The sequence below is a fragment of the Bradyrhizobium sp. OAE829 genome (genome assembly GCF_040546575.1).
Taxonomy (GTDB): domain Bacteria; phylum Pseudomonadota; class Alphaproteobacteria; order Rhizobiales; family Xanthobacteraceae; genus Bradyrhizobium.
The window spans coordinates 4703272-4715848 of record NZ_JBEPOE010000001.1 but is presented as its reverse complement, the minus strand read 5'-3'; the positions used below and the strand labels follow the sequence as shown (position 1 = coordinate 4715848).

Genomic DNA, 12577 nt, shown 5'->3' with positions numbered 1-12577 from the left:
AATCCCCGGTTTCCGTCAGGGTCGGCCTTATTTTGGATTCGCTGATCACGTGAAGTGACAACACCGATGACGAAATTGATCGACGAGTTCAGGCGCGGCTGGCAGGGAATTTCCCAGCCCTCACTGCTGTTCAGCACCGCTTTTGCGGTCTGCTGCCTCGTCTTGGCGACCCTGGCGCGGTGGGGACTGGCCCAGATCCGTCCCGACGTGTTCTTCACGCCGTATTTTCCGGCTGTGTTCTTTGCCACCGCCTTTGGCGGCTTCCGAATCGGGATCGCAACGGCGCTTGCCGGCGGCACGCTGGGCGTCGCCGTCAATTTCAGCGACGCCGTGGCCGATTCCGCCCGCCTGGCGCTGCTGCTAATTTTCTGGGCGGTCTGCGGCATCACGATATGGGGTGTCGAGCACTACCGGACCCTCGTCGCGCAACAGCGGCAGATCACCAAGCGCCTGATCGAGGAAGAAGAATACCGCAAACTGATCGTCGAAGAGCTGCAGCACCGGCTGAAGAACAAGACATCGACGATCCACGCCGTTCTGCATCAGGTCTTGCACGAAGAACCGCAGGCCTGGAACAGCATCGATCACCGGATCCGCGCGCTGTCGGCAACCGACGACCTGATCGCACGGATCGATGGCAGCGGCTGCGATATCAAGGACTTGCTGCGCTCCGAACTCGGGCCTTACGGCCATGTCCGGTTCAACCTGAACGGCGATCCGCTATTCCTTCCGGCCAAGCTGGCGGTCAGCCTGGCGCTGATCTTTCACGAATTGGCCACCAATGCCGGGAAGTACGGCGCGTTTTCCGCTGCGAATGGCATGCTGCAGGTGTCGTGGACGGTGTTAGACGACAAACTCAATGTGGCCTGGCTCAAGATCACCTGGGACGAAACCGAGGGGCCCGCGGTCGAAAAAATCGGAGCGCCAGGCTTCGGCACCAAGCTGTTGCAATCGGCACTCCGCTCGTTCGACGGCAGGACCGAAGTCAGTTTCCTGAAGACCGGCGTTCATTGCACGATGCAGTGTCGCATCCCCGCGAGCTGAACGCGGCTGCACAACCTAAAGGCACAATTCGCAGTTACTGCAAGCGGCCGAAGTCTGAATTGAGATTCTGTTAATGACGATTGCGGCCGTATGGTCCGAAAGCGCCAACTTGTAGGAGTGTCGCGGTTTTTCACAGTTCCACTTAACCAAAATTAGAAGGGACTTTGGCAAGCTCCGCGGCATGCATAGTCCCTATAAACATGATCTTCAGGCGGCCGCGACCGAGGCCGGTAATGAAGACACTTTTGATACCGAATTGAGCATTTTGCGGGACATCCTCAGATTGCTTCCGACCGCCGTGACGGTTCAGGACGAGCAAGGCGAGTTCCTGCTGGTGAACGACGCCGCCGCGACGTTATTGCAGATGGCCGCGGCAGCGCCTGCGCCCTCGCAATTGAGCGATCGCCAGGAGACCTGTCTCGAATTGCTCCGCAGCGGCCACGCGGCCACACTGGAAGAGGCCGTGACATCAGGTCCGGCCAAGCACGTATTTCTCACCTCACACCGGCCGATCCAGATCGCCGGACGCAATTTGCTGCTCTCGAATTCCGCCGATATCACCGAACAGAAGGCGTTCGAGGACGCGCTGTTCCGCTCGGCCTATTATGACGAACTGACGGGACTGCCGACCCGGCGGGTGATCGAACACCGCGTCAACACGCTGCTTTCGCGCGACAGCGCCCAAGGCCATTCGCAGCAAGGCCGTTTGCAACACGGCAATGTCCAAGGCCACTTCGCGCTCGCGTTTCTCGACGTCGACAATTTCAAGCACATCAACGACTATTACGGCCACGCGATCGGCGACGCCTTGCTGGTCGAAATGGCCAAGCGGCTGGGCATGGATTTGCGCGAATCCGACATCCTGTCGCGGATCAGCGGCGACGAGTTCATGCTGCTCCTCAATCCGGTCCAGAGCGAGAGCGAAGTCGCGGAATACATCCATTTCATCCTGCAACGGTTGAAGGCGCCGTTCTTCATCGACGAATCGGAGATATTCGCCTCGACGTCGATCGGCGTCAGCCTTTATCCCGAGCACGGCAAGACCTACGACGCGCTGCGCCAGAACGCCGATATCGCGATGTACCGCGTCAAGAACGGCAGCAAAGGCGGGGCAGCGTTCTTCGACTCCAGTATGGAGCGCGAGGCGCTGGCGCGGATGAAGGTCGAGCAATCGCTGCGGCTGGCGATCCTGGAAAAGCGCTTTTGCTGCGCGTTCCAGACCAAGGTCGATATCCGCACCAAGGCGATCACGGGCATCGAAGCGCTGGTGCGGCTGAGGGACGATGAGGGCGTGATTCAGGCTCCCGGCACCTTCATCAACCTCGCCGTCGAACTGGGGTTGATCGACGAACTGACCCATCTGGTGCTGGCGGAAATCGTCAAATCGATCGACCTGATCAACGAGACCTTCGGTCCCGATACCACGATCAGCATCAACGTCGCGGCCAAGCAGGCCGGCAATCCCGAATTCATGCGGCCGTTCGCGCAGGCGCTGGAGGCCACCGGATTTCCGAAGCGCTTCATGATCGAGGTGACCGAAGACGCTTTCGTCACCAAGACGCATTTCCAGGATGAAATCCTGCCGATCTTCCGCAAACTCGGCGTCGGCATCTCGATCGACGATTTCGGCATCGGCTATTCGTCGCTGTCGGCGCTGGCCGACATCACCGCCGACGAAATCAAGATCGATCGTTCCTTCATCACCGACATCCATCTGCGGCCGCGCAGCCAGGGCATTTTGCGGGCGATCGAATCGCTGAGCGATGCGCTCGGCATGACTGTGGTCGCCGAAGGCCTCGAAACCTTCGAGGAACTGGCCTATCTGCAGGCCGCGACCAAGATCCGCTATGCTCAGGGCTATTACTTCTCCAGGCCGATCTTCCTGGAAGACCTCAGGCCGGCCGCACCGCTCGCCAGCGAAACCCGCGCCAGCCTGTCGAGCCGCCCGGCGCAGGAAACCCGCCCGGCGTTTTCCCGCGCCAGCGGCTATCGCCGCTGAGGCTGCCCAGCGTCCGCGGATCGCCCCGCCGCCCCCGATCTCGAAAGTTGTATAAGACGAAAGATACCACTCTGCGCACCGCGCGGCCGGACATACGCGCAAACGGTGCTTAGAGGGCCGGATTAAGCCTTAGGTAACCGGATTTCCTAACGGCTTATGACATGAGCGCATCGTATGTAGTTCCCGGGGAGAAGGGGGAATGCGCGTTCTGTTTCACAACCTAAGGGATACCGTGTCCCGAGCCGCGGCGGCCAGCCGGCGTCTCGGCACGACGATCCGTGGTCCGGTGCTGTGGCTGACCGTTTGCGGCGCGCTGCTGGTTGCGGCGATTTTTGCCGGCACGATCATGATGGTCGCGGAATTCCGCGAGCGCGCGCTGGCCAACAGCGAACGCGAACTGCAAAACACCGTCCTGCTGCTCACCCGTCACTTCGACCAGCAATTCGAGGACTCCGACACCATCGCCGCCGACGTGATAGCGCGGTTGCACGTTCCCGGCATCGCTTCGCCGCAGGCGTTCCGGAAATTGATGTCGAGTTCGGAAGCTCACGAAATCCTCAGATCCAAAGCCGGCGTCCTGTCCTATCTCGGCGACATTTCGATTTACGACGCCGACGGCGACATCATCAACTGGTCGCGGCCGTTACCGACGCCGGCCCTCAACATCGCCGAGCGCGCCTACTTCAAGACCTTCAAGTTCAGTCCGCGATCACCGTCGATCCAGACCGAGGCGCTTCGCAGCCTTATCAGCGGCAGCCTGAACACGGTCGTTGCCCATCGACTGACCGGCGAAGATGGTGTCTTTCTCGGCGTGATGACGCGGCGCATCGATCCTTCCAATTACGTGAAGTTCTTTGCTTCCGTTGCGATCGGAGCGGACGCTGCCGTTTCGATGTTTCACACCGACGGCACCCTGCTGGCGCGACATCCGCGCGCCGAGCACCTGGTCGGACAGAAATTCAGATCGGCGCCGCTGCTGCAGCGTGTCCTGACGCATGGCGGTCAGCAGACGCTGCGCGTCAAAAGCCCGATCGACAGCAAGGACAGGCTCGGGTCCGCGGCCCCGTTGAGCCGCTTCCCGATCATCGTCGTCGCGACCAATTCGATGACCGCCGCGCTGGCCGATTGGGAGGCCCAGACCAGGTTCCTGGTCAGCGCCGCCATCTTGTCGGCAGCGACGATCGCGTTGATCCTGTTCCTCATCATCCGGCAGATGACCCGGCAAAGCAAAGAGGCGCAGCAGCGGCTGGAATCGGAACGGCACCGGCTCGACACCGCGCTCAACAACATGATCCAGGGCCTGGTGATGTACGACGCGTCTGCGCGCATCGTCACCGTCAACCAGCGCTACATCGACATGTTCAACCTGTCGCCGGACATCGTGAAGCCCGGCTGTCATTTCTACGACCTGATCCAGCATCGCAAGGACAGGGGAGCCTTTAGCGGTGACGTCAAGGAATTCTGCTCCAATGTCTTGCGGAATATCGCACAGGGCCAAATCGATCAGAGCATGATGCTGTGCCCGGACGGGCGAAGCTTCCTGGCCATCAGCCGGCCGCTGGCGCATGGCTGCTGGATCGCCACCATCGAAGACGTCACGGAGCGTCGCAAGCTGGAGCAGGAACGCGACCGCAACCATGCCTTCCTGAGCCAGATCATCGATCACATCCCCTCGCAGATCACCGTGAAGGGCGCCCAGGATCGCCGCTACCTTCTGGCCAACCGCGTGGCCGAGACTCAATTCGGCATTTCCCGCGACAGCATCATCGGCAAGACCGCCTTCGACATATTTCCGCAGGCGTCCGCCGAGATCGTCACGGCCGACGACGACAAGGCGCTGCGATCCGCCGACGGCCTGTTCAAGGACGAGCATCTCTGGGAAACCCAGGCGATGGGCCGTCGCTACATCACCTCCAGACGGCTCGGAATTCGCAATCAGGCCGGCGAGCCCAGCTACATCGTCCATGTCGTCGAGGATGTTACCGAGCGCCGCCGCGCCGATGAAAAGATCGCCCATCTTGCGCATTACGACGCGCTGACCGACCTGCCGAACCGGGTGCTGTTCCGCGAACAGATCGAGCGCGAGTTGCAGAAGGCCGTCGGCGGCGAGCAATTCGCGCTGCTCTATATCGATATCGACGAGTTCAAGGGCATCAACGATTCGCTCGGGCATCATGTCGGCGACGAACTGTTGAAGGCCGTCGCCTCCCGCATCAAGGACTGCCTCAAGCCGACCGACCTGATTGCGCGGCTCGGCGGCGACGAGTTCGCCGTAATCCAGACCGCGGCCGGCGACCGCGACAACGTCATCGAATTCGTCGCGCGGATCCAGGAGGCGATCCGGCAGCCGCATCACTGCCTCGGCCATCACCTCTCGACCGACGCCAGCATCGGCATCGCGCTGGCGCCGCAGGACGGCACCGATCTCGACCAGCTGATCAAGAACGCCGATCTGGCGATGTACGGCGCCAAGGCCGGAGGACGCCGCACCCATCGTTTCTTCGAACCGGTCATGGATGCCCGCGCCAAGGCGCGGCTGACCATGGAGCAGGACCTGCGGCAGGCGATGGTCGATGGTGGTTTCGAAATTCACTATCAGCCGCTGCTCGATCTCGGCAGCAACGACGTGGCGGGCTGCGAGGCGTTGCTGCGCTGGCGCCACCCCGAGCGCGGCATGGTCTCACCGGCGGAATTCATCCCGCTGGCGGAAGATATCGGCCTGATCAACGAACTCGGCGATTGGGTGCTGCAGACGGCGTGCATGGAGGCCGCAGGCTGGCCATCCCATGTGCGGCTGGCCGTCAACGTTTCGCCGGTCCAGTTGAGATCCCAGACGCTCGCACTTCGGATCATGGGGGCGCTTGCTTCCTCCCGCCTCCCGCCGGACCGGCTGGAGATCGAAATCACCGAAGCCGTGCTGATCCATGACGACGAGACCGCGCTGGCGATCCTGCATCAGCTCCGCGACATCGGCGTGCGCATCGCGCTCGACGATTTCGGCACCGGCTTCTCCTCGCTGAGCTACCTGAAGCGCTTCCCGTTCGACAAGATCAAGATCGACCGCTGCTTCGTCAGCGACATCGAGGTCGACGGCTCGGAGACGATCGTGCAGGCGGTGGTGAACATCGCGACCTCGCGCAACATGATCACGACCGCCGAGGGCGTCGAAACCGAACAGCAGAAGGCCCTGCTGAAGAGGCTCGGCTGCACCCAGATGCAGGGCTATCTGTTCAGCAAGCCGCTGCGGGCCTCTGACGTGCGGCGATTGCTCGGCGTTGGCAGCGAAGCCGCGCTCGCCTCGGCCTGACCCGCGATGTCAACCCGCGCGACCCTACGCAGCCCAGCGGCCCCGATTGTTCTCGGCGAGGATGGGACGGATCAGTCGCCCAAAGCGCTCAGCTTCCTCGTCATGGAGATAGCCGGACAGGCAGAACGAATGGCAGCCAGCATCGATGAATTGCTGCAGCGTATCCGCGCATTGCGCGGGATTGCCGACGACGGCGATGCCGGCACCCGGACGAACCTTGGTGATGCCGGTCCATAGATGCGGCAGCAGCAGGTCGCCATGTTCGCGGGCAAGCTGCTGCACGCGCTGGTTCGCCTCGGATTTATTGTAGAGCGTCTTCATCTCCTGCTTCTGCCGTTCGGTGGCATGGCGCACCAGCTGATCCGCGGCCTCCCAGGCGTCCGCTTCGTTTTCACGGCAGATCACCTGCAGCCGCATGCCGAAGCCGATGTCGTTCTCGCGGTCATAGGCGCGGGCCATCTGCCTGATCTCGGCGATATTGCCGGCGATCCGCTCCGGCAGGTCGCCCCAGAACAGATGCACGTCGGAATGCTTTGCGGATAACTCCCAGGCCTGGCGCGAGCCGCCGCCGAGATAGAACTTTGGAAACGGCTGCTGCAAGGGACGCGGCCTGATATGCGCGCCCGACAGTTTGTGGAACTTGCCTTCGAAGGTCACGGGGCCGCGCGTGGTCCACAGCGCCTTGAGGATCGAGACCTCCTCCTCCATCAGCGCGTAGCGCTCCTCCTTGGCGTAACGCACGCCCTCGCCTTCGACCTCGCTCTCGTTCTGGCCCGCGATCAGATTGATGCAGATACGCCCGCCCGACATCTGGTCGAAGGTCGAGATCATCTTGGCCAGCAGCACCGGATTGATGTAGCCCGGCCTTGCTGCAATCAGCGGCTTGATCGCCCGCGACCGCGCCGCCATGAACGCGCCTGTTATCCACGCCTCCCAGCACACCGAGCCCACTGGAATCAGCAGATACTCGAACCCGGCCGCTTCCGCCGCCTGCACCACGCGGTCGCAGAGTTCAGGCGAGCCCGGGATCTGCGCCTCCATCAGCCCATAGGCCGTGGTGTCGCCATGCGTGGGCAGATACCAGCCGAATTCGAGCGGACGCATCGACGCTTCTCCCTGCAAACGCCGGTCTATCCGGCTCGTGTTGCTCATCAGTCTAGCGTCCCCCGGGCGCACACCGCAAATCGGGTTCCGGACGACGCATCGTGATTTGATTCAATTCAGCTGACGGCTTTTTGATACCCATGACATCAAGGGCGCGCTACAGATAGCACCCATGTCACCGGTCTCACTCCTTCTGAATATTGTCTGGATCGTGCTTGGCGGCGCGTGGATGGCATTCGGCTGGCTGGTGGCCGCCGTGATCATGGCCATCACCATCATCGGCCTGCCCTGGGCGCGGGCGGCGTTCAATATCGCGGCCTACACGCTGTTTCCGTTCGGGTTCAGGGCGGTGTCGCGCGACCTCCATACTGGTGAGGAGGACATCGGCACCGGACCGCTCGGCGTCGTCGGCAACATCATCTGGCTGGTGCTGGCGGGATGGTGGCTGGCGCTCGCGCATGTCGTCACGGCGGTCGTGCTGGCCGTGACCATCATCGGCATTCCCTTCGCCTGGGCACACCTCAAACTGGCCGGCATCGCGCTCTGGCCGATCGGCAAGATCATCGTTCCGGCGTAGCGATCTCTCCGATCGATCCGGCGCGGGTGCAAACCTGAGCCTAGGCGGCCGTCTCGGCCGGCGGCTTCAGCCGCTCGAATTCATCGTCGCTGATCTCGGTCTGGGCGACCAGCACGCTGCAGCGCAGCCGCTTGACCAGATAGCTGCCGACGGAACCGAACCACCGCGCCAGCGGCCCTTGCGGGCGATGCCCGACGACCACGAGATGCGCGCCGATTTCCTCGGCCACCTCCGCGATCTTTTGCCCGGCATCCCCCACCTCCAACCGCGAGGTCGGCGTAAAGCCCACCGCCTTCAGCCGTTCCGTGCCTTCGGCCAGGATCGCCTTGTAGTCTTCGGTTTGCAGCTCGATCGGAATGGTGAGCCCGGCCTCCGGCGTCATGATCGAGGAAACCTCGACAACCGCCAGCAGGAACACCTCGGCACGGCACATTTGCGCGAGCTTGGCGCCCTCCCGCAGGGCGCGCCGGCCCTCAACGGACCCGTCATAGGCCAGAAGAACCTTCTTATACATCGGACGTCCCCATCGATGGTCGAGAAGATCAACGAACCAAGACTAGCACCAATCCGGCAGAACGGATCAGATTTTTGACGGGGGATGAGGGTCCGCGCCTTGCCACCTTAGTCTCAGCTGTCCCCGCAAGGCGCGAACCCCTTGCACCCGCAGTTCGGCTGCATGGAGCCTTGTTACCCGAAGCTGGATCGGCGAGCCGGATACTCCCTCAAGTAACGGCGCCTGTTCCAGGGCGGCACATCATTTCGGATCAGAAGAACACCCCGGGCAGGTTTGGCAACACCCGCCGGCGGCCGGCTTGACAACCGGAAATTGCCAGCCTCTCCGAGGCAATCAATGTCCGACCACACCCTTCAATCCGGCATAGATCGATCCAATTGCAGTAGCAGCCGCACCGGCGAGAGGTCCGACGGTCCGCAACAAATCCTGCATGAGACGCGCTCTTCGACGAAGCTGCTCCTCCCCAACATGAGGTCCGAGAAGGCGAGCAAGCCTGAATGCGGCTGGGTTTGGACGGCCACCGCGCAACAGCGTGTTTGGCAGCACCTGGAACACCAGAACACTCAAGATGTTTCCGGTGATGAATGCCAGGCAGATGCTGGCCATATACTCCGCAACTTCACGCCACTCCACTTGCGAAGCTGGAAGGATGGGTACGCCGTCGTTGACACCCGTTATGACAAGCATGAGAGCGACGCTGACCGCCGCAGCGAGTACTCCTAACAGGAATGCTCCACGTAATCCCAGCCGACTTATCGTATAGGCGAGAAAACCAAAAGGAACAGGAATGATGACGGACGCCAGGCGCAAATAGATTGGCTGGATGTTGAATACGATCGTTACAAGGACATGAGAGATAACCAGCAAGAAGACCGGGGCGAAGATATATAGAACTGAATAGGTAACAAAGCAGCGAAAAGGATGCTTGATTCGCTCGAGCTTGGCGCCCGTTCGATCAAGCTCTTGCTGCAACTTGTCAAACTCGAAGACGAGTTCTTGAATTTCCAGGAGTACCGGGCGAACGATTCGAAGATCTCGTGAGCAATGCTTGCAAACGATCGCTTCGTGTTTGACGGTTTCAGCGCAGAAGGGACATTCCATCAGCTTCGGCTACGCTTCTTGGCGCGCATAAGGGAGTCAATTTCTTCCCTCATCCTGAAAAGCTCGTCGCGAGCGCCATCTATTTTTCGTGCGAGGTCATCTCGCTCCGCGATCAACGACGCCGGCACGCCGACGTCGCGAGAGCAGGAGCTGCAAACAAGAACGGAAGGCTCAATTTCGAACGCGCAATATGGACAATTCATTTTCATCCAATCGAATGTTGAATTCAAATGTAGCCACGAAGCCGATACGTTCCCTGCGCCCGTCAGGGCATGACCTTGAGCTTGATGATTTTGGAGAACGCTCGGCCATCCGAGTCTTTGATCCCGAACTGTATAAAGTGCTCGCCCGGCGGCAGCTGCGCGTCAGGAATGTCTATGCCCGATTGTTGAGCGAACGGCCTAATTCGAGGGGTCAGGTCAACTGTTGGGTTCTTGATATACGTTGCCCGAAATGCATCCAGGTCGATGGCCGAACCGCCGAACGTTCTAAACTTCAACTTTAGATGCATGGGCGCGCGAAGCGCAGCCTTTTCTTCCATATCAAGCTCGATCTTCGGGCCGCGCGTAATGCCGCGGTCAGACGGAGGGGGCATTTCTTTCGGAGGGGGCAGTTTCGCTTCTTCCTCCGTGACAATTACAGTCTTGGCGAAACTTGGCTGCCCCGTCATCGCCACAAGGCAACTTGCCATTGCGGCGGCAAGCGCGGCTCGCAGGGTCATCTGACAAGGCATTTCCAAACCTTTCTCCGGTCGCTGATCCCTGGCTAGCCTCGAAGGAGCCGGCTCCCGAACGGACCCACGGGTATCATAACACTCTCGCGGCAAGGATTGTCGCGCGCCCTTGGGGAGAAGCTGATAGCATTGGTCTCGTATTTGCTGTTGTAAGAGGTGGGCACACCATGTCGGCCAGCAATAATCGTTTGATAGAAGTTTTTTCTCGCACAATCGCTTTTTCAATTCTTGCATTGGTAGCATTGTTTGCCAATCCCGCTCTTTCACAATCGGGGAATCCAGCGCTCCAAAGGTGCCGAGAAACGGTTGGGAGACCAATCGTAATGCCTTGCATGAGAGCGGGTGGAAACCTTGAATCATGTCGAGCTCTCGCAACTCCAAAGGTCAGAGCATGCGTTCAAGCCGCTATGGGCAATGCGGCAGGACGACCACACGGCTCACCTCCAGGACAAAAGCGCTCAGCAGCAGGGCCGGCAGTCGGTCGGGCGAGAGCACTCATTGAACAGGGAAAGTTCGCGGCGGCAATCACCGAGCTTGATCAGGCGGTCAAACAGGATCCCCAATTTGCATTTGCGTTCGCTTGGCGCGGCACGGCCAGGAGCCGAATGGGACAGTTCAGCGAAGCAATGCCAGACCTGAACGAGGCGTTGCGACTTGATCCTCGAAACGTGCTCGCGCTCGTCCAGCGCGGATACGGCTTTTTCTTGTTGAGGGATAATGGAAAGGCGCTGGCCGACCTAAACGCTGCTGGAGAAATTGACCCCGCCGCGCCCGGGCCTTATGCTTTTCGAGGCTTGGTCTACTCGGATATGGGAGAGCAGGAGCGAGCTCTCACAGACCTCAACAAAGCCCTCAAACTGAATCCGGACTTTGCGGTGGCCCACGGGGGAATCGGAGGCGTCTACAACAAGCAACAGGAATACGAGAAAGCTTTGTTGGCATTCAACAAGGCCCTCGCGCTCGCTCCGCGACACGTGCCGAGCCTTAGCGGAAGAGGCTTCACCTATTTCAGCCTTGGCGAATATGATCGAGCAATCGCTGACTTGAATGAATCGATCAAACTCATTTCCAAATTCTCGAGGCCCTACGTAAATCGCGGCCGATCCTATCTTGCCGTTGGCAATTTGCCGGCTGCGATAGCGGATTTTAATGAAGCGCTCAGGCTGGAACCAAAAAATCTGACGGCTCTGCTTCAACGCGCTCTTGCGTTCGAGCGCTCGCGAGAGCTGGAGAAGGCGCGCACTGATCTTCAGGCTGCACTCGGCATCGCCCCATCGCATCCTGTAGCCGTGGCAGGCCTCGAGCGGATCGATACGAAGCTCGGTGCGACGCGTCCATCAAATGAGCGGTCGGGCGGCCGCATCGCATTGGTAATCGGCAATTCCAAATATGAAAGTTTCGATTCGCTCGCGAATCCGAAACGAGACGCGGAACTGGTGGCGGATGCGCTTGGAAAATCGGGCTTCCAGAGCGTGAAATTGTTGACCGACGCAAGCCGGGAGACGCTCTCGGCCGCCCTCCAGGCTTTTTCCAATGACAGCAAGAATGCCAACTGGGCCGTGGTTTATTTTGCCGGGCACGGCATTGAGCTCGATGGCAGCAACTATCTTGTCCCCGTTGATGCAAAGTTTGAAACCGACGCCGACATTCCCAAGGAAAGCGTGGCCCTCGATCAAATCCTCAACGCCGTCAGCTCGGCTGATAAGATGCGCCTTGTGGTCCTGGATGCATGCCGGGAAAATCCGTTTGGTGAAAAGAAGTCACTTTCAGTGGGGAGGGGTCTAGCGAGGATCGAGCCCGAAAGCGGAACACTCGTCGCATTCGCGACGAAGCACGGTCATCTCGCGACAGATGGCGCAGGGGAAAACAGCCCGTTTACGACGTCTCTCATTCGACGAATGGATGCTCCCGGACTGGAGATCAACCAATTGTTTCGTATGGTCCATGATGACGTTTACACAAGCACGGGAAAGAAGCAGGAACCTTTTACGTATGGGCAATTGTCGGCGCAGGGCTTCTATTTCAAGGCGAGATAGATCCAAATTGCGTTGCAACGCGCCGGCCATCTGCAGGCCCGATGGACCATCGGAATGTCTAAGACCCGGATAATTGACCCGCCATAGTCCCGGCCGGCTTGGCGCGCTTTCGCGGTCCCGGCACCATTCGATGAACGGTTGCCTTAGGGCCCTGCTTCCCGA

General features: G+C 60.2%; 9 protein-coding genes. 5 read left to right on the top strand and 4 right to left on the bottom strand.

The features are described 5' to 3' along the window. Positions 1-66 precede the first annotated feature (66 nt). From ABIE49_RS22755 to ABIE49_RS22745, 3 genes are all read left to right on the top strand, one after another. A complete protein-coding gene (locus tag ABIE49_RS22755) occupies positions 67-1044 on the top strand; it encodes a sensor histidine kinase (protein ID WP_192736350.1) in 978 nt (325 codons plus the stop codon). Positions 1045-1225: 181 nt separating this feature from the next. Beyond that, positions 1226-3043 (top strand): putative bifunctional diguanylate cyclase/phosphodiesterase, encoded by a 1818-nt coding sequence (locus tag ABIE49_RS22750; protein WP_192736349.1) that lies wholly within the window; start codon positions 1226-1228, stop codon positions 3041-3043. Between the two features lie 199 nt (positions 3044-3242). Then, the gene (locus tag ABIE49_RS22745; RefSeq protein ID WP_192736348.1) at positions 3243-6350 is read left to right on the top strand and encodes a bifunctional diguanylate cyclase/phosphodiesterase; all 3108 of its coding nucleotides are present in this window, start codon (positions 3243-3245) and stop codon (positions 6348-6350) included. Positions 6351-6374: 24 nt separating this feature from the next. Here the strand turns inward: ABIE49_RS22745 and ABIE49_RS22740 are convergent, their stop codons facing one another. Continuing rightward, on the bottom strand, positions 6375-7454 hold the full coding sequence (locus ABIE49_RS22740; protein ID WP_192736347.1) for an LLM class flavin-dependent oxidoreductase: 1080 nt from the start codon (positions 7452-7454) through the stop codon (positions 6375-6377). A gap of 172 nt (positions 7455-7626) precedes the next feature. Here ABIE49_RS22740 and ABIE49_RS22735 point away from each other — a divergent pair, with 172 nt between their 5' ends. Continuing rightward, a complete protein-coding gene (locus tag ABIE49_RS22735; protein WP_192736346.1) occupies positions 7627-8031 on the top strand; it encodes a YccF domain-containing protein in 405 nt (134 codons plus the stop codon). Between the two features lie 40 nt (positions 8032-8071). Here ABIE49_RS22735 and ABIE49_RS22730 read toward each other — a convergent pair whose 3' ends face one another. From ABIE49_RS22730 to ABIE49_RS22720, 3 genes are all read right to left on the bottom strand, one after another. After that, positions 8072-8545: a universal stress protein gene (locus ABIE49_RS22730; RefSeq protein ID WP_192736345.1), complete on the bottom strand. Its 474-nt coding sequence runs from the start codon at positions 8543-8545 to the stop codon at positions 8072-8074. Between the two features lie 333 nt (positions 8546-8878). Continuing rightward, on the bottom strand, positions 8879-9646 hold the full coding sequence (locus ABIE49_RS22725) for a hypothetical protein (RefSeq protein WP_192736344.1): 768 nt from the start codon (positions 9644-9646) through the stop codon (positions 8879-8881). Between the two features lie 265 nt (positions 9647-9911). Then, the gene (locus ABIE49_RS22720) at positions 9912-10367 is read right to left on the bottom strand and encodes a hypothetical protein (RefSeq protein ID WP_354066924.1); all 456 of its coding nucleotides are present in this window, start codon (positions 10365-10367) and stop codon (positions 9912-9914) included. Positions 10368-10786: 419 nt separating this feature from the next. Between ABIE49_RS22720 and ABIE49_RS22715 the strand changes: the two genes are divergently transcribed. Continuing rightward, a complete protein-coding gene (locus ABIE49_RS22715) occupies positions 10787-12415 on the top strand; it encodes a tetratricopeptide repeat protein (RefSeq protein ID WP_192736343.1) in 1629 nt (542 codons plus the stop codon). Positions 12416-12577 lie beyond the last annotated feature (162 nt).

Coding starts and splice junctions, on each gene's coding strand:
- ABIE49_RS22755 (WP_192736350.1), top strand. CDS start 67: ATGACGAAATTGATCGACGAGTTCAGGCGCGGCTGGCAGGGAATTTCC.
- ABIE49_RS22740 (WP_192736347.1), bottom strand. CDS start 7,454: ATGCGTCCGCTCGAATTCGGCTGGTATCTGCCCACGCATGGCGACACC.
- ABIE49_RS22725 (WP_192736344.1), bottom strand. CDS start 9,646: ATGGAATGTCCCTTCTGCGCTGAAACCGTCAAACACGAAGCGATCGTT.
- ABIE49_RS22720 (WP_354066924.1), bottom strand. CDS start 10,367: ATGACCCTGCGAGCCGCGCTTGCCGCCGCAATGGCAAGTTGCCTTGTG.
- ABIE49_RS22715 (WP_192736343.1), top strand. CDS start 10,787: ATGGGCAATGCGGCAGGACGACCACACGGCTCACCTCCAGGACAAAAG.
- ABIE49_RS22735 (WP_192736346.1), top strand. CDS start 7,627: ATGTCACCGGTCTCACTCCTTCTGAATATTGTCTGGATCGTGCTTGGC.
- ABIE49_RS22745 (WP_192736348.1), top strand. CDS start 3,243: ATGCGCGTTCTGTTTCACAACCTAAGGGATACCGTGTCCCGAGCCGCG.
- ABIE49_RS22730 (WP_192736345.1), bottom strand. CDS start 8,545: ATGTATAAGAAGGTTCTTCTGGCCTATGACGGGTCCGTTGAGGGCCGG.
- ABIE49_RS22750 (WP_192736349.1), top strand. CDS start 1,226: ATGCATAGTCCCTATAAACATGATCTTCAGGCGGCCGCGACCGAGGCC.